At 70.9% G+C, this 23,608-nt stretch carries 25 protein-coding genes and 1 pseudogene; 12 read left to right on the top strand and 14 right to left on the bottom strand.

From position 1 onward, the window contains the following. Positions 1 to 64 precede the first annotated feature (64 nt). Together ACXAHD_RS21855 and ACXAHD_RS21850 are read right to left on the bottom strand one after the other, a co-directional pair. Complete coding sequence (locus ACXAHD_RS21855) at positions 65 to 721, bottom strand: HAD family hydrolase (protein WP_475052813.1); 657 nt, start codon at positions 719 to 721, stop codon at positions 65 to 67. A 144-nt stretch (positions 722 to 865) separates the two neighbouring features. Next, on the bottom strand, positions 866 to 1,624 hold the full coding sequence (locus ACXAHD_RS21850) for a neutral zinc metallopeptidase (RefSeq protein ID WP_281554806.1): 759 nt from the start codon (positions 1,622 to 1,624) through the stop codon (positions 866 to 868). Between the two features lie 256 nt (positions 1,625 to 1,880). Here ACXAHD_RS21850 and ACXAHD_RS21845 point away from each other — a divergent pair, with 256 nt between their 5' ends. From ACXAHD_RS21845 to ACXAHD_RS21830, 4 genes are all read left to right on the top strand, one after another. Then, positions 1,881 to 2,750, top strand: coding sequence for a PAC2 family protein (locus tag ACXAHD_RS21845; protein ID WP_123601502.1), 870 nt, complete (start codon positions 1,881 to 1,883; stop codon positions 2,748 to 2,750). Between the two features lie 84 nt (positions 2,751 to 2,834). Continuing rightward, positions 2,835 to 3,857 carry a methyltransferase gene (locus tag ACXAHD_RS21840; protein ID WP_281554805.1) on the top strand — a complete coding sequence of 341 codons (1,023 nt, stop codon included), beginning with the start codon at positions 2,835 to 2,837 and terminating at the stop codon, positions 3,855 to 3,857. Between the two features lie 155 nt (positions 3,858 to 4,012). Further along, positions 4,013 to 4,804, top strand: coding sequence for a GntR family transcriptional regulator (locus ACXAHD_RS21835; RefSeq protein WP_281554804.1), 792 nt, complete (start codon positions 4,013 to 4,015; stop codon positions 4,802 to 4,804). A gap of 197 nt (positions 4,805 to 5,001) precedes the next feature. After that, on the top strand, positions 5,002 to 6,048 hold the full coding sequence (locus ACXAHD_RS21830) for a lytic polysaccharide monooxygenase auxiliary activity family 9 protein (protein WP_289212806.1): 1,047 nt from the start codon (positions 5,002 to 5,004) through the stop codon (positions 6,046 to 6,048). Between the two features lie 71 nt (positions 6,049 to 6,119). On the opposite strand, the gene mshC is transcribed toward ACXAHD_RS21830, so the two are convergent. The 6 genes from mshC to ACXAHD_RS21800 form a co-directional block, all read right to left on the bottom strand. Further along, positions 6,120 to 7,364, bottom strand: a complete 1,245-nt coding sequence (mshC, locus tag ACXAHD_RS21825) for a cysteine--1-D-myo-inosityl 2-amino-2-deoxy-alpha-D-glucopyranoside ligase (protein ID WP_281554802.1) — start codon at positions 7,362 to 7,364, stop codon at positions 6,120 to 6,122. 49 nt (positions 7,365 to 7,413) lie between these two features. Then, positions 7,414 to 8,232, bottom strand: a complete 819-nt coding sequence (locus ACXAHD_RS21820) for an SCO1664 family protein (RefSeq protein ID WP_281555578.1) — start codon at positions 8,230 to 8,232, stop codon at positions 7,414 to 7,416. A 4-nt stretch (positions 8,233 to 8,236) separates the two neighbouring features. Continuing rightward, positions 8,237 to 8,830: a DUF3090 domain-containing protein gene (locus ACXAHD_RS21815; protein WP_289212805.1), complete on the bottom strand. Its 594-nt coding sequence runs from the start codon at positions 8,828 to 8,830 to the stop codon at positions 8,237 to 8,239. A 64-nt stretch (positions 8,831 to 8,894) separates the two neighbouring features. Continuing rightward, complete coding sequence (locus tag ACXAHD_RS21810; RefSeq protein WP_281554800.1) at positions 8,895 to 9,617, bottom strand: MSMEG_4193 family putative phosphomutase; 723 nt, start codon at positions 9,615 to 9,617, stop codon at positions 8,895 to 8,897. Positions 9,618 to 9,688: 71 nt separating this feature from the next. Further along, positions 9,689 to 10,516, bottom strand: coding sequence for an undecaprenyl-diphosphate phosphatase (locus ACXAHD_RS21805; protein WP_281554799.1), 828 nt, complete (start codon positions 10,514 to 10,516; stop codon positions 9,689 to 9,691). After that, complete coding sequence (locus ACXAHD_RS21800) at positions 10,513 to 11,565, bottom strand: LLM class F420-dependent oxidoreductase (RefSeq protein ID WP_281554798.1); 1,053 nt, start codon at positions 11,563 to 11,565, stop codon at positions 10,513 to 10,515. Before ACXAHD_RS21800 ends, ACXAHD_RS21805 begins: the two co-directional genes overlap by 4 nt. 207 nt (positions 11,566 to 11,772) lie before the next feature. Here ACXAHD_RS21800 and ACXAHD_RS21795 point away from each other — a divergent pair, with 207 nt between their 5' ends. Continuing rightward, a complete protein-coding gene (locus ACXAHD_RS21795) occupies positions 11,773 to 12,744 on the top strand; it encodes an aldo/keto reductase (protein ID WP_281554797.1) in 972 nt (323 codons plus the stop codon). A gap of 120 nt (positions 12,745 to 12,864) precedes the next feature. Beyond that, positions 12,865 to 13,056, top strand: coding sequence for a DUF5703 family protein (locus ACXAHD_RS21790; RefSeq protein ID WP_281554796.1), 192 nt, complete (start codon positions 12,865 to 12,867; stop codon positions 13,054 to 13,056). A gap of 9 nt (positions 13,057 to 13,065) precedes the next feature. Here the strand turns inward: ACXAHD_RS21790 and ACXAHD_RS21785 are convergent, their stop codons facing one another. Then, positions 13,066 to 13,740 carry a hypothetical protein gene (locus tag ACXAHD_RS21785; protein WP_281554795.1) on the bottom strand — a complete coding sequence of 225 codons (675 nt, stop codon included), beginning with the start codon at positions 13,738 to 13,740 and terminating at the stop codon, positions 13,066 to 13,068. 40 nt (positions 13,741 to 13,780) lie between these two features. Continuing rightward, the gene (locus tag ACXAHD_RS21780; protein ID WP_281554794.1) at positions 13,781 to 15,103 is read right to left on the bottom strand and encodes a M20/M25/M40 family metallo-hydrolase; all 1,323 of its coding nucleotides are present in this window, start codon (positions 15,101 to 15,103) and stop codon (positions 13,781 to 13,783) included. Positions 15,104 to 15,243: 140 nt separating this feature from the next. On the opposite strand from ACXAHD_RS21780, the gene ACXAHD_RS21775 reads away from it, so the two are divergent. From ACXAHD_RS21775 to ACXAHD_RS21765, 3 genes are all read left to right on the top strand, one after another. Continuing rightward, positions 15,244 to 15,876, top strand: coding sequence for a hemerythrin domain-containing protein (locus tag ACXAHD_RS21775; protein WP_281554793.1), 633 nt, complete (start codon positions 15,244 to 15,246; stop codon positions 15,874 to 15,876). Between the two features lie 100 nt (positions 15,877 to 15,976). After that, entirely contained in the window at positions 15,977 to 16,963 is a 987-nt protein-coding gene (locus ACXAHD_RS21770; protein WP_281554792.1) for a LysR family transcriptional regulator, read from the top strand. A 293-nt stretch (positions 16,964 to 17,256) separates the two neighbouring features. Next, positions 17,257 to 18,756 (top strand): S1 family peptidase, encoded by a 1,500-nt coding sequence (locus ACXAHD_RS21765; protein WP_281554791.1) that lies wholly within the window; start codon positions 17,257 to 17,259, stop codon positions 18,754 to 18,756. Here ACXAHD_RS21765 and ACXAHD_RS21760 read toward each other — a convergent pair. The 4 genes from ACXAHD_RS21760 to ACXAHD_RS21745 all read right to left on the bottom strand — a co-directional run bounded on the left by ACXAHD_RS21760 (position 18,743) and on the right by ACXAHD_RS21745 (position 22,201). Further along, on the bottom strand, positions 18,743 to 18,994 hold the full coding sequence (locus tag ACXAHD_RS21760; protein ID WP_475052803.1) for a hypothetical protein: 252 nt from the start codon (positions 18,992 to 18,994) through the stop codon (positions 18,743 to 18,745). The genes ACXAHD_RS21765 and ACXAHD_RS21760 overlap by 14 nt on opposite strands. Before the next feature lie 19 nt (positions 18,995 to 19,013). Next, positions 19,014 to 19,376 (bottom strand): DUF3140 domain-containing protein, encoded by a 363-nt coding sequence (locus tag ACXAHD_RS21755; protein ID WP_281554790.1) that lies wholly within the window; start codon positions 19,374 to 19,376, stop codon positions 19,014 to 19,016. 23 nt (positions 19,377 to 19,399) lie between these two features. Beyond that, positions 19,400 to 19,591: a hypothetical protein gene (locus ACXAHD_RS21750; RefSeq protein WP_281554789.1), complete on the bottom strand. Its 192-nt coding sequence runs from the start codon at positions 19,589 to 19,591 to the stop codon at positions 19,400 to 19,402. Between the two features lie 66 nt (positions 19,592 to 19,657). Beyond that, positions 19,658 to 22,201, bottom strand: coding sequence for an ATP-dependent Clp protease ATP-binding subunit (locus tag ACXAHD_RS21745; protein WP_281554788.1), 2,544 nt, complete (start codon positions 22,199 to 22,201; stop codon positions 19,658 to 19,660). 190 nt (positions 22,202 to 22,391) lie between these two features. On the opposite strand from ACXAHD_RS21745, the gene ACXAHD_RS21740 reads away from it, so the two are divergent. From ACXAHD_RS21740 to ACXAHD_RS21730, 3 genes and pseudogenes are all read left to right on the top strand, one after another. Continuing rightward, positions 22,392 to 22,790: a PIN domain-containing protein gene (locus ACXAHD_RS21740; protein ID WP_281554787.1), complete on the top strand. Its 399-nt coding sequence runs from the start codon at positions 22,392 to 22,394 to the stop codon at positions 22,788 to 22,790. A gap of 182 nt (positions 22,791 to 22,972) precedes the next feature. Next, on the top strand, positions 22,973 to 23,233 hold the full coding sequence (locus ACXAHD_RS21735; RefSeq protein ID WP_278168988.1) for a hypothetical protein: 261 nt from the start codon (positions 22,973 to 22,975) through the stop codon (positions 23,231 to 23,233). A 6-nt stretch (positions 23,234 to 23,239) separates the two neighbouring features. Next, positions 23,240 to 23,608: pseudogene (locus tag ACXAHD_RS21730) on the top strand (hypothetical protein); the annotation flags it as partial.

Here is a 23,608-nt window from a genome sequence, read left to right as displayed (position 1 = left end):
TAACCGGCTATGTCTTTGGGGCTCGGAGATGTGTATAAAAAACAGGCCCGAACCGGGCTGCCCGTCAACCGGCCGCCACGGGCAGATCGGCCCGGTACGCGGCGAGCAGCGCGGTCAGATCGGCCACCGTCACGTCGCACAGACTGGCCCGTACCTGGACCCGGTCCGGCACCGGGAACGCCGCCTCGGCCGGCACCGCGAGCACCGCCGCCCCGGCGGCGTGCGCGCTGGCCACCCCAGCCGGGGAATCCTCGACCGCCACGCAGTCCGTCGCCGACACGCCGAGGGCGGCTGCAGCGGCCAGGTACGGGGCCGGATCGGGTTTGGTCGCCGGCACCTCGTCGCCGCAGCACACCACGTCGAAGTTGTGCCGCCCGATGGTGTGCAGCGCCACGTCGACCAGGGCACGTTCGGTCGAGGTGACCAGCGCGGTACGGATGCCGGCCGCCCGGACGGCCCGGACCAGCTCGAAGGCGCCCGGCCGGGCCGGTAGGCCGACGCTGAACAGGGCGGTGACCCGACGGGTCAGCCAGGCTGCGCCGGCCGCCGGGTCCCGCCACGGCTGGTCCAGGTCCTCATGCAGCAGCCCCATCGTGGTGGCCATGTCCGAACCCACCATCGCCAACCGCGCCTCGGCGGACAGTTGCCCGCCGTAGTGCACGGCCAGCTCCCGCAGGGCCACGTCCCAGAGCTTCTCGCTGTCGATCAACGTTCCGTCCATGTCGAACAGGACGGCGGCGGGTGGCGGGGTATTCAGCGGAACCTCCCTGGTCCGGGAACGACGGGTTGTCCCACGATCCTGCCTGATCACAGCGCTGTCGCCCAGCCGGCGACGGCGACGGCGCAGGTCGCCGGCCGGCGTGAGTCAGGTCAGGTCACACCCGGCCAGCGACCGGTCATACCCGTTGAAGAAGGCTGCGCTCCGCTGGTCGGCGGTGCCGTGCGAGCCCTCCTCGAACCACGGTTGGTCGGGATCGTCCGCCACGCTCGCCAGACCGCGTTGGAACTCCTCCAGGTCACCGTCGTCGAGCTGCAGCGTGCCGTCGCGTACCGAGTCACCGAGATAGGCCCCGGCCAGACAGTCGGCGGCCAGCTCCCGCTGGATGCTGAACCGGTACTCCAGATCCAGCCGCACCTGGATGCCGTGCGCGTATTCATGGCCGATGAGGTAGAACAGGAACGAGTCGCCGACCGTCTGGAAGACATCGAATGCCCAGTTCGCATCGTAGGCGATGAACTCGGACCCGCTGGTCAGGCAGTAGACCGCGTTGTTGCGCGGAATGAGCTGGTCGCCGCAGCTCAGTTCGCCGTCGCGTTGGTAGGCGATCGCCTGCCCGATCGGCTCGAACGCCGCGCCGAACCCGGCGAACCGCTGCGACCAGTACTGGTCGGCGAGAGCTTCGGCCCCCGCGATGTCCTGCTCGAACTCCTCGACCGTGTCGGTGCCGTCGAGTGACCCGTCGGCCGCCCCGGTGGCACCGCCCCCGGGCACCGCCGGCTGGTTGGGTTCACCCGGCCCGGCGTCGGGCAGCGGCACCGCGGCGCAGGCCGCCGCCGCGACGACGGCGGCACACAACGCCACCAGCTGAAACCGGCTGCGGACACGGTCGCCGGGCTGACGCATACCGGCCTCCTCGCTCAGTTGTCGGACGGCGACGCGTGGCCGTCTGCGGTCCATGCTGCCCCAGTTGCGCAATACGTACGGCGTCGGTATGCGGATCAGGCCGACGGTGGAGCCGGCGCGGCCACCGGGCCGGGTCGTCGGCCGGCACGTAGGCTGACAGGGTGAGGCACGACAACTACCCCGCACCCAGACGTCGACGAGTAGTCGCAACGACCGCGAGCATGCTGCCAGGTCGGTATGACGGCGAGGAGGCCCGGTGACCGAGTTCGACGGTCTGCCGGTGCTGCGGTCACCGGTGGCTATCGCCGCGTTCGAAGGCTGGAACGACGCCGCGGACGCCTCCACCGCGGCCGTCGAGCACCTGCAGGAGGTCTGGCAGGCCCGGGAGATCGCCGCGCTAGACCCGGAGGACTTCTACGACTTCCAGGTCAGCCGGCCGACCATTACCGGCTCCAGCGGCGACGCGCGCCGTATCGAGTGGCCGACGACCCGGTTCATGGTGGCCAGCCCGGAAGGCACCGACCGGGACGTGGTGCTGATCCACGGGATCGAACCGAGCATGCGCTGGCGTACCTTCTGCGAACAGGTCCTGGAGCTGTGCCACAGTCTGGAGGTCAACCGGGTGGTGCTGCTCGGCGCTCTGCTCGCCGACGTGCCGTACACCCGGCCGTTGCCGATCAGCGGGACCGCGTCGGAGAAGGAGGCGGCACAGCGGCTCCAGCTCGTCCCCACCCGGTACGACGGTCCCACCGGGATCGTCGGAGTGCTGCAGGACGCCTGCGCCCGCGCGGAGGTGGACGCGGTCTCGTTCTGGGTACACGTGCCGCACTACGCCAACAACCCCCCCTGCCCGAAGGCGACACTGGCGCTGCTGCACCGGGTGGAGGACGTTCTCGACCTGCCGGTTCCGATGGCCGACATGGCCGAGGAGGCGGCCAAGTGGGAGGCCCGGGTACGGACCACCGCCGAGCAGGACGCCGAGCTGGGCGAGTATGTCCGCGAGTTGGAGGAACGGGTCGGCGACGCTGGTATCCAGCCGCTGACCGGTGACGAGATCGCCCAGGAGTTCGAGAAGTACCTGCGCCGCAGGGGTGGGTCGGCCGGCCCGACAGCCGGTTCGTGGTGACCGGCCGGACGGATACCCGACCCGGATCTATCGGCTAACTGACAGCTCCGTCAGTCGGGCGGCCCTTTACCGGAAAATGTCCGGATGCTAACCCCCACCCCTCTTATGCGTCTGGTGACCGGTTTCTGGAGCTTCAAGACCCTGGCCGCCGCCGTCGAGCTGAACCTGTTCACCAGGCTCGCCGGCGGACGGACCATCACCGTCGGGCAGCTGTGCGACGAGTACGGGCTGGCTGAGCGCCCAGCGGGCACTCTGCTCGCCGCCTGCGCCTCGCTCGGACTGCTCACCAAGCAACCCGGCTCCGACAGCTACCGCAACGCGCCGATCGCCGAGGAGTTCCTGGTAGCCGGCCGCCCCTACTACTTCGGCGGTCAGGTTCGCTACTGCGACGAACGTACCTACCTACCGTGGCATCGCATCGGTGAGGCGTTGCGTACCGACCGGCCACTGACCTGGGACCCGGACACCCAGGAGTCGCTCTTCGCCGACGTGGATCCGCGGATCCTGAACCTGTTTCTGGAGGCTATGTACGCCGCGTCGATCTTCACCGCCCGCGCGCTGGGTGAGGCCTACGACTTCAGCGCCCATCACCGGCTACTCGATCTGGGCGGCGGGTCGGGCGCGTACCCCATCGAGTTGTGCCGGCGGTACCCGCATCTGCGGGCGAGCGTCTACGACCTGCTACATGTCGTGCCGGTCGCTGCGGAGAAGGCCGCCGCCGCCGGTCTGGCCGACCGGATCGACACGGTCACCGGTGACTTCTTCGTCGACGAGAAGCTGCCGCAGGGACATGACGTCATCCTGCTCAGCATGATCCTGCACGACTGGGATGAACCGACCAACCGGGCGCTGCTGACCCGCTGCCACGACGCGCTGCCGTCAGGCGGCACGATCGTCGTCTGCGAGTTGCTGCTCAACCCCGAACGCACCGGTCCACCCGAGGCCGCCCTCATGGGGATGAACATGCTGGTGGAGACGGAGGGCGGGCGCAACTACTCGGAGACCGAGTACGCCGATTGGTTGGCCGACGCCGGGTTCGGCTCCATCCGTACCGTGGTCTTCGACGCCCCCGGGGCGAACGGCGCACTGATCGCCCGCAAGCGGTGACCGTCGTCGGACGCTGATTGACGAGTGGTCGGGCTGGTGCGTCCGGTTACTGGTCACGCCGATGGGTGTTGTCTGGCGGTGGTCGGGCTGGACACACTCCCTCTGTTATCCTAGGATGCTAGGTATATCGGTTGAAGGGTGGTCGGTCCGTAGAGATGCAGGTCAATCCTGGAGCCGCCGAGGTTCCACACCGCCAGATCGCCGACCTGATTCGAGAACGGATCCGCCGCGGCGAGTGGGCACCCGGCGAACGGCTGCCCGCCATCCCCGCCCTCGCCGAAATGTACGGTGTGGCCAAGCAGACCGCCCAGCGTACCGTCGATCAGCTCCGCGTCGAAGGACTGTTGATCACCAAGCCGGGCTCCGGCACGTTCGTCCGGGGCACCCGACGCCGACTCAACAGGCTCGCCCGTGGCCGGTACGGCGGACACCGCGGATACCACGCCGACCTGGCGGCGCGCTACCGGCAGCAGCTGACCGAGGTCGGCCGCGCTCCGGCGGTACCCGAGGTGGCCGACGCGTTCGGCGTCACTGACGGCACCGAGCTGATCGTCCGCCGGCACCTGGTGCGCACCGAGGACTCCCCGGTCGAGGTGGGAGCCTCCTGGTTCCGAGTGGCCGACGCCGCCGGCACCAGCCTGGAGCGGGCCGAGCCGTTCGGCCGACCCACCTACCAGGAGGCCGAGGAGGTGACGGGCCGACGATACGTCTGGGCGCGCGACGTGCTCAGCGCCCGTCAGCCCAGCCGACAGGAGGCGCAGCTGCTCCGAATTCGTCCGGACACCCCGGTGCTACATCTGCTGCACGTGGCCTACGACGGCGACCGGCGACCGATCGAGGTGGCCCAGGCGACCTGGCCCGGCCCGGTGACCACCTTGACCGAAGAGTACCGGGTCCCGGCACCCATGCCGGATCCGGACCCAGATCCCGGTCTCGTACTCGGCTGACCAGGTACTTCTTGCGGCTTACTTTGTTTTCCATTCAAACTATTGACTTGAAAATCGAGGCATGTGAATCTCGGCACGGGACTGTCGCGAGGGCCGCGCGGCACGGCGGGACCGGGCTACCCGCCGTCCGATCCGGCGGGAACGCCTGTGTCCCGGCAAACCCCGCCACCGCCGTCCAACCTTGTCCGGGAGCAGACATGCCTTCCCTCACCGTCACCCCGTGGGCACCCCTGCGCCGGGTACTCACCGTTGCGGCTGTCGCCGCGTTGCTGTTCACCACCGCGCTGGCCGACGTAGCCGCCGCACACGGCTCATCGATCGCCCCACCGTCACGCAACTACGGGTGCTACGAACGCTGGGCCAGCGACTTTCAGAACCCCCGGATGGCCACCGAGGACCCGATGTGCTGGCAGGCCTGGCAGGCAGACTCCACCGCCATGTGGAACTGGAACAGTCTTTACATCGACGGGGTCAACGGCCAGCACCAGGCACACATCCCCGACGGTCAGCTGTGCAGCGCCGGCAACACCGGCGGTGTCCGGTATGCCGCACTGGACCAACCCGGCAACTGGCGTGCCGCCAACGTCGGCACGAACTTCACGCTCACGTACCACGACCAGGCGCTGCACGGTGCCGACTACCACCTGGTGTACGTCACCCGGCAGGGTTTCAACCCACTCACCCAGCGACTGCGCTGGAGCGATCTGGAGCTGGTGTGGACCACCGACGGCGCGGACCCCGGTGAGGGCACCCGGACCAGCAACCCGAACCTCAACGGCGTGTCGGTCGACATCCCAGTCAGCGCGCCCGGCAGGACCGGCCGGCACATCGTCTACCTGATCTGGAAGGCCAGCCACGCCGACCAGACCTACTACTTCTGCAGCGACGTGAACTTCGGCGGGACCCCGGCCCCGACCACCGCACCACCCACCACCCCGGCGCCGGGCGGCTGTACCGCAACCTTCTCCATCGTCGCCACCTGGCAGGGCGGCTTCCAGGCCGAAGTGCGGGTGACTGCCGGCGGTACGCCGATCAGCCGCTGGACGTTGAACTGGACCAATCCCACCGGACAGCAGGTCACCCAGGCGTGGAACGCCACGGTCAGCAGCAACGGTTCGGCCGTCACCGCCACCAACGTCAGCTACAACGGCAGCATCGGGTCCGGAGCGTCCACCAGCTTCGGCCTGCTCGGCTCGGCCACCGGCACGCCGGTGGCACCGACCCTGACCTGCACGCCGAACTGACCTGTCCACGAAGTCCGGTCGGGTCCGGCGCCGCTGCAGGACCCGACCGGACACCGGTACGGTCAACCGAGTCAGTCGTGCAGGCGCACACCGAGCAGGGCGTCGCAGGTCTCGGCCATCAGCGTCGGTGCCTGCGGATCCGCACCGGTGCCGGCGAGCGCGTGGTCGGCCCACTCGTCGATCAGGGCCAACGCGCCAGGGGTGTCGAGATCGTCGGCCAGCCGGCCGCGGACCCCGGCGAGCAGCTCCGCGCCGGACGGCCCAGCGTCACACCGGGCGGCCTCGCGCCACCGGTGCCACCGCTGCTGACCGCTTTTGAGGGTGTCGTCGGTCCACTGGCGATCAGCCCGGTAGTGCCCGGAGATCAGCGCCAGCCGCAGAGCCATCGGTGGCACCCCGTCGCCCCGCAGCCGGGAGACGAAGACCAGGTTGCCCCGGGACTTGGACATCTTCTCCCCGTTGAGGCCGATCATGCCGGCGTGCGCGTAGTGGGCGGCGAACGGGCCGGTGCCGGTCAGCACCTCCGCGTGCGCGGCGGAACACTCGTGATGGGGGAACAGCAGGTCGTTGCCGCCGCCCTGGACGTCGATCCGGTCACCCAGCAGACCCAGTGCGATCACCGCGCACTCGATGTGCCAGCCCGGTCGGCCGGGGCCCAGCGCACCGCCGTCCCAGGCCGGTTCACCGTCGCGGGCACCGCGCCACAGCAGCGGGTCCAGCGGGTCACGTTTACCCGGACGCTGCGGATCGCCACCCCGCTCAGCGGCGAAGGTCAACATTTGCTCCCGGGACAGATTCGACTCGTAGCCGAACCGCGGCGCGGCGGCCACGTCGAAGTACACGTCACCGGTGCCGTCGGCCAGCCGGTAGCCGGCACCGCGGTCAAGAAGGGCGCCGACCCGCTCGGCGATGGCCGGGATCGATTCCACCGCACCCACGTAGTGGTCCGGCGGGATGATCCGCAACGCCTCCATGTCCTCCCGGAACAGCGCGGTCTCCCGCATCGCGAGAACAATCCAGTCCTCCCCGTCGCGGGCCGCCCGCTCCAGCAGCGGATCATCGACATCGGTGACGTTCTGCACGTACCGCACCCGGTGCCCGGCGTCCCGCCACATCCGCTGCACCAGATCGAACGCGAGCATGGTCGCGGCGTGCCCCAGGTGGGTGGCGTCATACGGGGTGATCCCGCATACGTACATCGTCGCAGGGTCGACCGGCCGGGTCGGTGCCACCGCCCGCCGAGCAGAGTCGAACAGCGCCAACGGCACACCCGTGCCGGGCAGCCGGGGCACCTCATGACCGGTCCAGGAGTCCATGCCGCCACCCTATCCAGGGTGCCGGCGGCACCGGAGAACGGCAGACGAATCACATCGGCGGCCAGGGAATAGCGCTACGCGTCGCCGGCGGCGGCGGAAAGCACCCGGCCTCGATCAGTGCGTCGACCCGCCCGCCCAGCTGGGTGACCTCGGCCTGGGTGAGCAGCGACGCCAGCTGCCCGCCCAGCTTCGCGTCGACCGCCGTACGCAGCTGACGCAACGCCGACCCGGCCTCCGGTGGCAACGGACGGCCGGACCAGCCCCACAAGACCGTACGCAGCTTGTCGTCGACATGGAAGCACAGCCCGTGGTCGACGCCGTACACCTGGTTGTCCGTCCCGGCCAGCACGTGCCCGCCCTTGCGGTCGGCGTTGTTGACCAGGACGTCGAACACCGCGAGTCGGGCCAGCCGCGGATCGTCGGCATGCGCCAAGGCGTACGGCCTGCCGTCGGTGTCCCGGGCCGCCGCCACCGGCAGCCAGTCGGTCGGCACCTGGTCGGCCGCGACGAAGTCGACCAGCGGCACCGATCCGTCCGGCTCGTCGATCCACAGCTGGCAGGCACCCGGACCGATCGGACCGTCCCGCAACACCGTCGGCGGTACCAACGGCCACCCGAGCGCCTGTGCCACCAGGTGGGCGGCGACCTCCCGGCCGGCCAACGTGCCGTCCGGAAAATCCCACAGTGGACGCTCGCCGCGGACTGGCTTGTACACGCACCGGATCGCTGTCCCGTCGGCCTCGATGACAGCCCGCAACGTCGTGTTCGATGCGTCGATCAACTGGCCTTCGAGCCGCATCTCGCCGGTACGGAGCAATCGCAGCACGGTGGCGTCCCGGTCCACCGCCGGCTGCCGGCCCGTCTCCATCACCTCAGCGGTGGTAGCCGTTGTGCCGTGGACAGAGGTGGCCGCGCGGGTCCAGCGGCTGACCACAGAGCGGACAGGGTGGACGGCCGGCGGCCACCACCCGGCGTGCCCGATCTATGAAGCCGCGGGCCGCCGCCGGGGTCAGCCGGACCCGGAGCCGGTCCAGGCTGGCGTCGACCTCGTCCTCGGTGTCGTCGTCGTCATCGTCGTCGAGCAGGCCGTCGTCGTCGCCGGTTTCGAGCCCGGCTTCCGGCTCGCCGGCGGCGATGGCCTCGATGACGACGGTGGTGGTGTCCACGTCGAAGGCCAGGCCGAGCGTGCCGACCCGGAACTCCTCGTCGACCGGCGTCTCCAGCGGTTCGTTGTCCGACTGCCCGGTCGGTAGTTCCGGCACGTCGACACCGAACCGCCGCTGCGCCTCGGCCAGCAGCTCCTCGAGCTTCTCGGCCAGCAGCGACACCTGGACCTTCTCCAGGGCCACGCTGACCACGCGACCGCCACCCCGGGCCTGCAGGAAGAACATCCGCTCCCCCGGCGGCCCGACGGTCCCCGCGACGAACCGCTCCGGCGGCTCGAAGGCATGCACCTGGTGGGTCATGTCATCGACCCTATCGGGCGTCCGGGTCGATCCGGTAACGCACCGACCCGATTGACCGGTACGCTCACTGCCGGTCACGTCCGCCGGCACCGGCGCCGCCGCCGACAGCGGCATCGGAATCGGAATCGGCCGACCCACCCCGTCGCCTCGGCCGACGCTGTTTCGCCGGCACCAACCCGGCCAGGTCACCGCCGGTGTCGTTGAGCCGCACCAGGAACGGCCGGGTCGCCGTGTACCGGATTACCGTCAACGAGGCGGGATCGGCCACGATCCGCTGGAACAGGTCCAGGTGCAGGCCGAGCGCATCGGCCACGATGGCCTTGATCACATCGCCGTGGGTGCAGGCCAGCCAGAGAGCGTCGGGCCCCCGTTCGGCGTCCACCACACCGTTCCAGTGCCGTACCGCAGCCACCGCGCGGGCTGCGACCGCGGCCAGCGCCTCCCCGCCGGGGAACACCGCGGCACTCGGATGCTCCTGCACGACCCGCCACAGCGGCTGTTTCACCAGTGACCGCAGAGACTGGCCCTCCCACTCGCCGTACCCGCACTCGATCAGGCCGTCGTCGATCGCCGGGGTCGCCTCGGGAACGGTCAGCGCCAGGGTCTGCCGGCATCGGACCAGCGGGCTGCTGACCACCTGTGCCCAGGGCAGCCCGGCCAGCCGGGCGCCGACCGCCCGGGCCTGCTCCTGGCCGGTCTCGTCGAGCTCGACCGGCTGCCGGCCGGCCAGACCGCCCGCAGCGTTGGCGGTCGTCCGACCATGTCGCAGAAGTACCAACGTCGCCACCAAACCAGCCTACGGGGGGCGGCTGCGTGCCGGGCCGGCGACCGACCCGGTCAGCAGTCGGGTCGGGTCCCTCAGGTGGCGGAAATGGTGCCGGTGACCAGCAGCGCCATCACGAGGGAACCGAGCGCCACCCGATAGAGCACGAAGGCGTACAGGGTGTGATGCGCGACATAGCGCAGCAACCAGGCGATCGCCGCGTAGCCGACCACGAACGCGATGGCGGTCGCCACCACCATCTGGGCCGCCGTGGGTGCCCGGCCCTGCGGGTCGAACACGTCGGGCAGGCTGAACAGCCCGGACATCACCACCGCGGGAATGGCCAGCAGGAAGGAGAACCGCGCGGCCGCCTCCCGGGTGAGGTTCAGCAACAGTCCGGCGGTCAGTGTGCCACCGGACCGGGAGACGCCCGGGATGAGCGCCATCGCCTGGGCGAAACCCATGACCACGCCGTCCCGCAGGGTCAACCGCTCCAGGGTACGGGTCTGCCGGCCGAGGTACTCCGCGACGGCGAGGACCAGCGCGAACACAATCAGCACGGTCGCCGTGATCCACAGGTTCCGCAGACCGTCGCGGATCTGATCCTTGAACAGCAGGCCGATCACCCCGATCGGGATCGACCCGACGATGACGTACCAGCCCATCCGGTAGTCCGGCTCGCCGCGTACCGAGGGATCCCAGATACCAACGACCCAGGTCCGGGTGATCCGCCAGATGTCCTTGGCGAAATAGAGCAGCACCGCAGCCTCGGTGCCCAACTGGGTCACGGCGGTGAAGGAGGCCCCCGCGTCCGCCTCGAAGAACAGCGCCGAGGTGATCCGCAGATGCGCCGACGAGCTGATCGGCAGGAACTCGGTGAGCCCCTGCACCACGCCGAGCACGATGACCTCGACCCAGCTCACCGCCCCACCCCGGCCACGTCGAGGGCCCGCGCCACAGTCCGCAGCGTCGCCAACCGCGCCTCGGTGTCGGCGTCGAACAGGCTGACCGACAGGGTGGTCACGCCCGCGGCGGCATACTCGCCGATGCGCTGCGCGATCCGGTCCGGCGGGCCCAGCAGCGCGGTCTGATCGATGAATTCCAGCGGTACGGCGGCTGCAGCCTCCCGCAGCCGGCCGGCCAGATAATGGTCCTGCACCTCGTCTGCGGCGGCCCCGAAGCCCATCCGGGTGGCCAACTGGTGGTAGAAGTTCTGCGTCCGGCTGCCCATCCCGCCGACGTACAGCGCGGCGTACCCGCGCAGCAGGTCGGCGCAGGCGGCGACGTCGTCGCCGACCACCACCGGCACGGCCGGCACCACGTCGAAGCCGGTGAGGTCGCGACCGGTGCGGGCCCGGCCGGCGGCGATCAACGCCAACTGGTCGGCGGCGGTGCTGGGCGAGAAGAAGACCGCCAGCCAGCCGTCGGCGATCTCGCCGGCCAGTTCGAGGTTGCGGGGGCCGACCGCGGCCAGATACACGGGAATCCGCGGCCGGGGCGGGCGGAAGTTGAGCTTCAAGACCTTGCCCGGGCCATCGGGCAGCGGCAGGGTGTAGTGCGTGCCCGCATACTCGACCCGCTGGCGTCCGACCGCGAGCCGGACGATCTCCACGTACTCGCGGGTCCTGGCCAACGGCTGACCGAACCGTACACCGTGCCAGCCCTCGGAGACCTGCGGACCGGAGACCCCCAGGCCGAGCCGGAACCGGCCACCGGACAACGTGTCGATGGTGGCGGCGGTCATCGCGGTCGACGCCGGGGTCCGGGCCGGGATCTGCATCACCGCCGAACCCACGTCGATCCGGCTGGTCTGGCCGGCCAGCCAGGCGAGCAGACTCGGCGAGTCGGACCCGTACGCCTCGGCGGCCCAGACCACCGTGTAGCCGAGCCGCTCCGCCTCCTGGACGAGCGCCAGTTGGTCGGCCGGCGAGCCAGCGCCCGTGAGGTAGCCGAGATTGAGTCCGAGTCGCACTCCCAGTCATCCCCCATCCCCCGCCAGGCGGGGCGTCGACGGCGCTGCCGGGCAGCGGCCGTGGCCAAGCCGCACCAGGGTACGCAATCGTCCGCCGCCATTAGACAACCGGCCGGGTGACTCGCCGACCGGCTCGGTGCCGGTCGGCAGCGGACGACGGCGGGAGTGAGGATGTCCGTACCGCCAGGATCTGCTTAAGGTGCATCCATGCAGCAGCGACCGCTCGGCCGCAGCGGGCTGGCGGTCTCCCGGCTCGCGCTCGGCACCATGACCTGGGGCCGGGACACCGACGCCGACGACGCCGCGGCGCAACTGAAGAGTTACCTGGACGCCGGGGGCAATCTGATCGACACCGCCGACGTGTACGGCGACGGCGACGCCGAGGCGGTCATTGGTTCGCTGCTGGACAGCATGGTGCCCCGCGAGGATCTGGTCATCGCGACCAAGGCCGGGCTACGGCCGGGCGGGCCACGGCGGCGCGACACCTCCCGTTGGCATCTGCTGCGTACCCTCGACGCCTCGTTGCGGCGGCTCGGCACCGACTACATCGACCTGTGGCAGGTACACGGATACGACCCGGACACCCCGATGGAGGAGACCCTCGGCGCGTTGGACACGGCGGTGACCAGCGGACGGGTCCGGTACGTCGGGGTGTCGAACTTCAGCGGCTGGCAGACCGCCCGGGCGGCGGCCTGGCAGGCCGCGGTGCCCGGCCGGGCCGCCGTGGTCGCCGCTCAGGTCGAGTACTCCTTGCTGCAACGTGGGATCGAACGGGAGGTGCTGCCCGCCTGCGCCGCGTTGGGGCTGGGTGTACTGCCCTGGTCACCGCTCGGCCGCGGCGTGCTCACGGGTAAGTACCGGCACGGCCGCCCGGTCGACTCCCGGGCCGCGTCGCCGCATCTGGAGCTGTTCGTCGCGACCTACCTGGAGCCGCGCTGCTCCAGCATCGTCGAGGCGGTCTCGACGGCCGCCGCCGGCCTGGGGGTGGCGCCGCTGGAGGTCGCGCTGGCCTGGGTCCGGGACCGCCCCGGGGTCACTGCGCCGATCCTCGGGGCACGCACGGCGGGGCAGCTGCTCGGGGCGCTGCAGGTTGAACGGATGACGCTGCCCACGGAGATCACCCGGGCACTCGACGACGTGTCGGCGCCGCCCGTCGGCTACCCGGAACGCGACGGGTGACTGAGCCTCCGAAGGAGGCCGACGGGTGACTGAGCCTCCGAAGGAGGCCGACGGGTGACTGAGCCTCCGAAGGAGGCCGACGGGTGACACAGCTCGGGGGCCGACGGCAGGATGGTGGTCATGGACTACGAGTACGCGCCGCTGCGGTTACCGCCGAACGTCGACCGGGTGACCGCAGCCGCGCAGTTGGCGATCCAGGCCGAGTTCTCCGGCTGGGAGCTCGCCCGGGTGCGGCTGTTCCGTGACGGCACGCGCCAGGTGGTGCTCCGGCGCAGAATCGCCCGGCAGCCGCAACCCGGGCTCAGTACGTAGTCGGTACGATCAGCGCGGGTCGCCGCCCGGGGCCTCGTCGTCATCGTCCGGCAGGTAGGCGTGCTCGTCGAGTCGGCCGACGATCTCGTCGCCGGGAACCGACCGGAACGGTCCGTCGACATCGCCGTCGCTGAACGCCTCCGGATCCAGCGGTGTGGTGACCTCGTGCACCATGACCACGCCGTCGAGCGGTTCCAGCTCCGGGATGTCCAGCGCGCCGAGTGAGCCGTCGCCGGCCTGCAGCAGCTCGAGCACCGCCTCTCCGACACCACCGACCGGCTCGGCCGCCTCGGCGGACGGGCTGCCCTGGCGGCGGGCCGCGTCGGCGATGCGGACCAGCGCGGCGACCGACGGCACCCGGTAGTCCCGACGCTGGCGTACCGAGACGACCTGCGGGTGCGGGTCGGCCAGTTCGGCGCCGTCGACGCCGCCGACGCCGACGCCGAACCGTTCGTCCGCCTCCTGCGGATCGATCGACTCGACGTCCCAGGGTGTCACCTCACCGAAGGCGTCCAACAGTTGCTCGTCGTAGGCGTACGACGCGTTGTTGAGCGTCACGTACGCCTGCCAGACGGCGTCGTCGTCGATCCGGCCGTCGGCGGCCTTGACCGTGGCCAGATGTGCCCGGGCCGCCTGGAACACCTGCTCCAGCGCGGCGTCGAGGTCGGTGTGCTGGTCGGTCATACGGGTGGAATTCCCTTCACCGTCGATGGGGCGCCGGCGGTCAGCTCTGGCGCAGGAAGCGGTCGAGCACATGCACGCCGAACTGTAGCCCCTCGACCGGGACCCGCTCGTCGATGCCATGGAACAGCGCAGAGAAGTTCAACTCCGCCGGCAGCCGCAGCGGGGTGAACCCGAAGCATCGGATGCCGAGTTGACGGAATGCCTTGGCGTCGGTGCCGCCGGAGAGCATGTACGGCACGGTCCGGGCACCGGGGTCGGCGTGGCGCAGCGCGGCGGCCATCGCGTCGACCAGTGCACCGTCGAAGGTCGTCTCGATCGCCGGCTGCCGCTCAACGTGTTCGATCTCCACGTCCGGGCCGATCAGCTGGCGGAGCTCGGTCAGGAACTGGGTTTCCTGGCCGGGCAGCACCCGGCAGTCGATGGTGGCGCTGGCCCGACCGGGGATGACGTTCTCCTTGTAGCCGGCGTCCAGCCGGGTCGGGTTGGCGGTGTTGCGGACCGTGGCACCGATGATGTTCGCGATCGGGCCCAGCTTGGCGATCGTCGTCTCCGGGTCGTCCGGGTCGAACTCGATACCGAGCAGGTCGGAGACCTCAGCCAGGAAGTCCCGCACGGTCGGGGTGACGACGATCGGGAAACGGTGCCGGCCGAGCCTCGCCACCGCCTCGCACAACGCCGTGACCGCGTTGTCGTCGTGCATCATCGAGCCGTGTCCGGGACGGCCCCGGGTGTGCAGCCGCAGCCAGTTGATGCCCTTCTCCGCCGTCTCGATCAGATACAGCCGCAGGTCGTCACTGACCGTGTAGGAAAAGCCGCCGACCTCGCCGATCGCCTCGGTGCAGCCGTCGAACAGCCCGGGGTGCCGCTGCACCAGGTGGTGAGCGCCGTACCGGCCGCCGGCCTCCTCGTCGGCGGTGAAGGTCAGCACGATGTCGCGAGGTGGCCGGGTCCCGCTGCGCTGCCAGTCACGGACCACGGCGAGCACCATCGCGTCGAAGTCCTTCATGTCGATCGCCCCGCGGCCCCACAGGTAGCCGTCGCGCAACTCACCGGCGAACGGTGGGACCGACCATTCGGAGGCGTCGGCTGGGACCACGTCGAGGTGGCCGTGCACGAGCAACGCCCCGCGGGACGGGTCGGTGCCACCGAGCCGGGCCACCAGGCTGGCCCGGCCGGGCGCGGACTCCACGATCGTGCTAGTGACGCCGACCTCGGCGAGCTGGTCGGCGACGTACTCCGCGGCGACCCGTTCACCGACGCTGGTCAGCGGGTCACCGGTGTTGGTGGTGTCGATCCGCAGCAGGTCGCGGCAGATCCGCACGACCTCGTCAGTCGGTGCCGGCGGCGGGGAGGGTGCAGTCATGCGGTTCTTCTTACCAGCCGTCCGGCCGCTGCCCCAGCCCTGCCGCGACACGCCTCACGGTTTCGGGCGACGGTGTGGTGGGTATCGCCGCATCCGCCGGGCAGTACGACGTCCCCGGCCCGCCACCGAAGGAGACGACCGTGTCGGTAGGCCTTCCCCCCATCCCCGAACTCGGCGACGACCACCTGCCGCACGACCCGGGCGGACCTCGGCTCACCATGCTGCTCGTCGAGGAGCACCGCCGGATCGAGCAGCTCTGCGAGCGGCTCGACGCGGCGGCCGACCCGGACCGGCGGCGCCAGATCGCGGACGTGCTGGTCGCCGTGGTGAGCCGGCATCTGTCGGCCGAGGAGCAGTACCTGTACCCGGCTGTGCGGACCGCCCTGCCCGACGGAGACCCGCTGGCCGACCGGGGCATCGCGACGGACCGCCCGCTGCGGAACGTGCTCAGCTCATCCGACGTGGCGGCGGCCGGGGTACCGGCCGGGATCGCCTCCGCCTGGCGGCACCACCGTACGGTCGTCGAGCAGGAGCTGCTGCCACGGCTACGGGCGGCGGCGACCGACGAGGAGCTCATCCGGCTGGGCAACCGCGCGGAGACAGCCGAGGAGGCCGCCCCGACCCGGCCGCATCCCGACGCCCCGCAGCGGCCGCCGTGGAATCGGGTGGTGGACCCGGCGCTGGGGGTGCTGGACAAGGCCTGGGATCTGCTGTCCGGCCGTACTACCTATCCCGAGGATCTGACGACGACGCCGGTCGATCGCGATAGCTAGTCCGTAATATCCGTTCAGTTCTGTTTCATATTGATGTCGGAGAACGTTTCCCCCATCGAAGGTCTTCCCGTCGATCCCGTTCTGGTCCTACCGTCACGTTATGAACCTGGAGCTGCGGCACCTGCGGGTGGTCTGCGCCATCGCGGAGACGGGAAGCGTCACCAAGGCGGCCTCCATGTTGGGGTTGGCGCAGCCCGCGCTCACCGCGCAACTCCAACGGATCGAACGGACCCTCGGCGGGCCCTTGTTCGAGCGCGACCGGCGGGGTGCCCGACCGACCGCGCTGGGCGAACTGGTCCTGGCCCGGGCCCGGGTGCTGCTGCCGGCGATGAAAGGGCTGCAGGACGAAGCAGCCCGACTGGCCGGCACAGGCAGCGTGATGAGCAGGTTCCGGCTCGGCGGGGTCAACAGCCCGATCCTGGGTGGCCTGGTGCACCGGCTCGCCGCCGACCAGCCGCAGGCGCAGATCAGCACCTACGCCTCCTGGTACGTCGACGAGCTCGCCCGGATGGTGCTCAGCGGCCGGCTGGACTACGCGCTCACCGGGGTGTGCGGCGACGCCACCCCGTCGGCCGAGTTCGGACTGGCGTGGCGGGCGGTCGCCGTCGACGCGATCTTCGTCTTGTTGCCGGAGTCCCACCCGCTGGCGCACCGTCAGGAGATCGAGCTCGGCATGCTCGCCGACGAACAGTGGGTCGCGGCGCCCGGCGACGGATGCTTCGGCGACTGCTTCGCCGCCGCCTGTGCCCGGTCCGGGTTCACTCCCCGCAAAATGTACGAGACCGACATCCGCGGCTGCGTCGACCTGGTCGAGTCTGGCGAGGCGATCGCCCTGTGCCAGGCGACGTTCCGGCCGATCAGTGGGCTGGTGACCCGACCGCTGGCCGGTGCGCCGCTGCGGTGGCGGCTGCTGCTGGGCTGGCACCCGGACGCGACCGCCGCCGCCCTCGCCGACCGGGTGTTCACCCACGCCACCACGGCGTACACCGACTCCCTGGCACGTAACCCGCAGTATCTCGGCTGGCTCGCAGACAACCCCGGTTTCGGGGCGCAGAGCCTGGCCGGGATCCCGGTCGCGGACGGCTGACCGGGCCGACCAGCCCCGCCCCTGCCGGCCCCGCTCCGCCCTACCGGTCGCTGTGACGGTATGAGCCAGCTGGTATCTGCCTGCTGACATAGACCGCCATTAAGTTGACAGCAGCTCGACGTTCCCCCGATCACCGACATCCGGGTCCCGACGGCACACCACGACCGGCGGACCATCCGGGCCCGGCCCGTCGGCGTCGGAAACGTCGGGTTGCCATGTGCCTCCGGCCGGCTCAGCCAGGCGATCCCTGGCCGCCCACCGGAGTCACTTCCGTTCGATCGTCAGGGGAGCAAATGAGACGAGCACTGATCGCGGCCACCGCGGCCGCTATCCTGCCACTGGGCGCGGCCGGTCTGGCCGCGATGCCCGCGATGGCAGCACCCAGCGCCGGTCCGGTCACCCAGCCGGCCGCCGACGCGGCCGCACCCGGGATGCTTGCCGCGATGCAGCGCGACCTGGGGCTGACCGCGGACCAGGCGCGGACCCGGATCGCCAAGGAAGCCAGCGCCAACAAGAAGGAAGCGATGCTGCGCGCCACCCTCGGCGCCGACTTCGGTGGGGCATGGCTGTCCCCCGACGGCGGCACCCTGACCGTGGCTGTCACCGACCCGGCCCAGGCCGAAGCGGTGACCGCAGCCGGGGCGAAGGCCAAGCTGGTCGACCGCAGCGCGGCCGAACTCGACCGGGTCAAGGCCAAGCTCGACCGCACTGCGGCGAAGGCGCCGGCGACCGCCGTCGCCGGCTGGTACGTCGACGTGGCCACCAACACCGTGGTGGTGCTGGCCCGCGGCAACGCCACGGTCGCCGAGAGCTTCGTCGCCGGCAGCGGCGCCGCAGCGGACGCGGTACGGATCGTGCGCACCGACGAGACCCCGACCACCCTGTACGACGTCCGGGGCGGCGACGCCTACTACATGGGCGGCCGCTGCTCGGTCGGCTTCTCGGTGACCGGCGGGTTCGTCACCGCCGGGCACTGCGGCAGCGTGGGCACCGCCACCCAGGGCTACAACCAGGTGTCGCAGGGCACCTTCCGCGGGTCGTCGTTCCCCGGCAACGACTACGCCTGGGTGCAGACCAACTCGAACTGGACGCCGCAGCCGTGGGTGAACAACTACAGCGGCGGCAACGTCACGGTCGCCGGCTCGGCCGAGGCGGCGGTCGGCGCGTCGATCTGCCGGTCCGGGTCCACCACCGGCTGGCGCTGCGGCACCATCCAGGCCAAGAACTCGACGGTGAACTACCCGCAGGGGCGGGTGTCCGGCCTGACCCGGACCAACGCCTGCGCCGAGCCCGGTGACTCCGGCGGCTCATGGCTGTCCGGCCAGCAGGCCCAGGGTGTCACCTCCGGCGGCTCGGGCAACTGCTCGACCGGCGGCACCACCTACTTCCAGCCGGTCAACGAGATCCTCTCGGTGTACGGCCTGACGCTGCGCACCAGCGGTGGCGGCAACCCGCCGCCGACCACCCCGCCGCCGGGCAGCGGTACCTGCAGCGGGTACCAGAACACCTACACCGGGTCGCTCTCCTCCGGCGGCACCCAGATCCAGCCCAACGGCAGCTACTTCACCGCCGGCTCCGGCACCCACCGGGCCTGCCTGGACGGGCCGACCAGCCGTGACTTCGACCTCTACCTGCAGCGCTGGAGCGGCAGCGGGTGGGTGAGCGTGGCCAGCGGCACCAGCCCCGGTCCGGACGAGACGCTGACCTACAGTGGCTCCGCCGGCTACTACCGGTACGTGGTCCACGCGTACAGCGGTTCGGGCAGCTACTCGCTCGGCATCACCCGGCCGTAGCCGTTTGTCTCCCGGCCGGGCCGGTCGGGCCGGGAGACTGAGGCTGCCAGGTCCGCGACCGGGGGGGGGGGGGGGGGGTGTGTGTTCCACCCCCCAAGAAAGTGTGTTTTTTTTCCTTCCCTTGCGTGGTTGTCTGTCCCCCAACTCCTTTCTCCTTTTTCCCCCCCCCCCCCCCCCCCCCCCCCCCCCCCCCCCCCCCCCCCCCCCCCCCCCCGGGGCGGGTCGTGTCGTCCCGCACGGGTGCAGGTGGTGACCGGTCAACCGGCCGTGTCCGCGTCGGCCCGCAGCGGATCGTGCCCCAGATCCAGCAGCGCCCGCCGCCACCGGTCGTCCGCCGCGCCCGTCGGCGGGCGGCGGGCGAGCAGGTCCCGGATCCCCTCGACGACCTGCGCCATCACCTGCCGGTCCGGTTCGGTCAGATCCACCCGCCGTTTGCCCAGCACCGCCAGTACGGCACCACCGGGCTGGGGTAGGTCGACGCCGGGGCCGACGAACGCCCGTTCACCGGACGCCTCGGTCAGCAGCCAGTCACGCAACTGTTCCGAACTAATGTTCACGTACGCGTGGAACTCGTTCCACAACTGATCAGTGCCGGTGTCGGTTCGACGGTGCGCCGCCATCGACAACCTCCTCACTACGACGGTCAGTCGGGGGGCTCGGTGCTACTCACCGGGTCGTCGCGGTCGGCCCGGGTCTGCGTACCGGCCGGTTCCGGACGCACATCGGTGTCCGCCAGGACGGCGCCGGGTCCGGTCCCAGTGTCGAGAGGGCTGTTGCGGGCCAGCAGTTCGTCGGTCTTCGCGGACTTCTCACGCTGTTCCTCAGGTTGGCTCATCGTCGTCATCTCCGTTCGTCTGCCGAGCGGCGGGGGCCCGGTCGGATCGGCACCCACCCGGTGGGTTCACCAGCCGGCGCCGGCCGGCGCCGGATCCCGGTCGGCGGCGCTGTCGACGTCGAACCGCAGGCCACCGTCCCGCGCGTCGACGGTGACCCGTTGCCCCGCCGCCAACGTGCCGTCGAGCAGCAACCGGGACAGTTGGTTGTCGACCTCCCGCTGGATCGTCCGACGCATCGGCCGCGCGCCGAACTCCGGCTGGTATCCGGCTCCGGCTATCCAGTCGGCCGCCGCGTCGGTGACCTCCACCGCGATGTCCTGGGCGTGCAGCCGCCGGCGGGTCTCCTCCAGCAGCAGGTCGGTGATCTGGCGCAGCTGCTGCGAGGCCAGTTGCCGGAAGATGATGATCTCGTCGATCCGGTTGAGGAACTCCGGACGGAAGTCCTCCTGCAGCCGGCGCAGCAGGCGCTCGCGCAGGTCGTCGTCGGGACTGTCGCCGTCCACCCCACCGAAGCCGACACTGCGGCCGCCGCCGGTGATCAGCTCCGAGCCGAGGTTGCTCGTCATGATCAGAACCACGTTGCGGAAGTTGACAGTCCGGCCCTGACTGTCGGTCAGCCGGCCGTCGTCGATCAGCTGCAGCAGGACGTTGAACACGTCGGCGTGCGCCTTCTCGATCTCGTCGAGCAGCACCACCGCGTACGGTCGTCGGCGAACCGCCTCGGTGAGCTGGCCCGCCTCCTCGTAGCCGACGTACCCGGGCGGTGCCCCGACCAGCCGACTGACGGTGTGCCGTTCCTGGAATTCACTCATGTCGAGGCGGACCATCCGGTCAGCGTCACCGAACAGGGCCGCCGCGAGGGCCCGGGCCAACTCGGTCTTGCCGACGCCGGTGGGTCCGAGGAACAGGAAACTGCCGACCGGCCGGTCCGGGTCGCCCAGCCCGGCCCGCGAGCGCCGGACCGCCTCGGCGACCGCGGTGACCGCATCGTCCTGACCGACCACCCGTTGGTGCAGTTCGCCCTCCAGCCGCAGCAACCGGTCCCGCTCCTCCTCGGTGAGCTGACTGACCGGGATGCCGGTGGCCCGGGAGACCACCTCGGCGATCTCCTCGATGCTGACCTGGGGAACCCCGGCGCTGTCCGGGCTGCGGGCCGTCTCGATCAGCCGTTGCACCTGCGTCAGCTGGTCCCGCAGGTCGGACGCCCGTTCGTACTGTTCGTCGGCGACCGCCTGGGCCTTGTCCCGGTGCAGCTGCTCGAGCTGCCGTTCCAGGTCCCGAACGTCGGCCGCCGGTGTGCGGGTGCGCAGCCGGACCCGGGCCCCGGCCTGGTCGATCAGGTCGATCGCCTTGTCCGGCAGGAACCGGTCGCTGATGTAGCGGTCGGCGAGTTCCGCCGCCGACAGCAACGCGTCGTCGGTGAACCGCACCTGGTGATGCGCCTCGTAGCGGTCCCGCAGACCGTGCAGGATCGCGATGGTGTCCGCCACGGTCGGCTCGGGCACCAGGACCGGCTGGAACCGCCGGGCCAATGCGGCGTCCTTTTCGATGTTGCGCCGGTACTCGTCCAAAGTAGTCGCACCGACCACCCGCAACTGACCCCGGGACAACGCGGGTTTCAGCATGTTGCTGGCGTCCATCGACCCTTCGGCGCCGCCGCCGCCCGCCCCGACCAGGGTGTGCAGCTCGTCGAGGAAGACGATGAGGTCGTCGCCGTGGCTACGGATCTCGTCAATGACCTTCTTCAGCCGTTCCTCGAAGTCGCCGCGGTACCGGGTACCGGCGACCAGCCCGGCGAGGTCCAGCTGCACCACCCGCTTGCCGATCAGCGTCTGTGGTACGTCCCCGTCGACAATGCGCTGCGCCAGTCCCTCAACGATCGCAGTCTTGCCGACCCCGGCCTCCCCGATCAGCACCGGGTTGTTCTTGGTTCGCCGGGACAGGATCTCCACCGCCTGCTCGATCTCCTCACCCCGGCCGACGACCGGGTCGATCGCGCCCTGGGCGGCGAGTTCGGTCAGATCCTGCCCGTACTGGTCGAGGGTCGGGGTCCCACGGGCCGTCCGCGGTTTGGCCGCACCGCCGCGTTCCGCGCTGGCGTTCTGCAGCGACCGGGGTTCGACGTGGCCGGCCGCCAGCATCCGGCCAGCGGCAGACTCCGGATTGACCGCCAGCGCCATCAGCACGTGCTCGGGTCCGATGTAGGTCGCGCCGGTGGCCCGGGAAAGCTGATGCGCGTCCAGCAGGGCACGTTTCGCCGCCGGGGTCAGCGAGAGGTTCGCCGGCACCTCGCCCCGGCCGGCCGCCGGTCCGCCCAGCTCAGCGAGCAGCCCGTTCGGGTCGGCCCCGGCCCGGCGGACCAACTCCCGTAGCGGTTGACGCTGCAACGCCGCCCAGAGCAGGTGATCGGTGTCCAGGTCACTGGTGCCGGCCTGGGCCGCCCGGCGGGCGGCGGCGGTCAGCAGGTCACGGGCGTCGCCGCTCATCAGCCGGGTGATGTCGACCCGGTGCACCGGCAGCCGGGGCTCACCGCCGGTGAGAAACCGGGCCAGCAGGTCCTCCCAGGGATCGGTGCCGAGCCCTCCCGGGCCGTACGGTCCGTCACTCATCTGCGCCCCCTCGCCGTTACGCCCCGCCGGCTGTGAACCGGACTGTGGCTACCCGGGCCGCCCCGGGCCAAACGTCCCCGCCGTCCGGGACCACCACCGCACCGCGTTTGAGGTACCGGCGCGTGGGTCGGGACAGGCGCGCTCAACCGGTGCCGGGTCCACGGCCGCGGATGCTGGCAGGCTTGGGCGGATGCGGACTTTGCTGATCGTGGACGGCGCGAACGTGGTCGGCTCCCGACCCGACGGCTGGTGGCGCGACCGGATGGCGGCGGCCGTCCGGCTGCGCGATCAGCTGGTCGACGTCGCCGGCCGGGGGCTGCCCGAGCTGACCGGCCCGCTGGAGGTGGTCCTGGTGGTCGAGGGGGCGGCCCGCGGTCTGCCGCCGGCCGGCGGGGTACGGATCGGCGCGGCTCTCGGGTCGGGAGACGATCTGATCGTCGAGATCGCCGCCGAGGGCGGACCAGACCGGCGGGTGGTGGTCGTCACGGCCGACCGCCGATTGCGGGACCGAGTCACCGACGTGGGCGCGCAGGTTCGCGGGCCTCGATGGCTGACCAGGCAGCTGACCGGTCCGGTGTCGGAATTCTGACCGGTATTCAGACTGAATACCTGATCCGCTGCCGGCAGTTGCCCAGGTCGCACCGGTCAAGCACCGATGACCGCGCGTCCGTCGCGGACCAGCCCATCTGCGGGACCGGACAGCCGGGCAGCAATCACCCACCAGCGGTAAGCTCTAATAGAACCTTCCAGCCCCTTGAGGAGGTTTCACCCGTGGCGAGTGTCGCCGAGGTCAAGTCCGCCATCGAAGCCGCGATCATGCAGGTGTCGGAGGGCCAGGCTGCCGTCCAGGCAGCCAGCGAAAAGATCGCCGAGGCGCAGCAGAGCTTGGCGGCGGCCTTCGAAGGCAGCGGCCACGAGGCGGTCGGAGCGGCCCAGGCCGCGCTGTTCCAGGCCAGCTCCGAGCTCGAGGAGTGCCTCGCCGCCACGCTCGCCGCCGTCGAACAGGCGCAGACGTACTCCGCGACGCTGTAGTCACCAATGTCCCTCGCCGAGAATCTCGCCGCCCGGGTCCGGGCGGCCGCCGACGACCTGCCGGTGGGCCAGCTCGCGGTCGCGGTGCAGCGGCTGCGCGCCGCGACCGAGTTGCTCATCTGGGTCCGCCAGGAGTCGGCGGACCCGCTGGCGGTGCCGCAGCTCACCGGCGCGACCGAACACGCGGAGCAGGCCGGCCACGCGATGCGGGTGGCTGCGCAGTCGGTGGACGACTACCTGGCTGCGATCGGCTTCGGCGCCGGCCCGGCGGCGGGGGGCGACAGCGGGTGGCGGGCGGCACTGGACGGCGACCAGGAACCGACGGCGGCACCGGGCCTGTCTCTTCCACCCACCCTACGCTTCCGACGATCTTCT

It is taken from the genome of Micromonospora sp. ABR4_055 (genome assembly GCF_056160425.1).
Note: the sequence above shows the minus strand (reverse complement) of the source record. Positions and strands in the feature narration are given on the sequence as shown.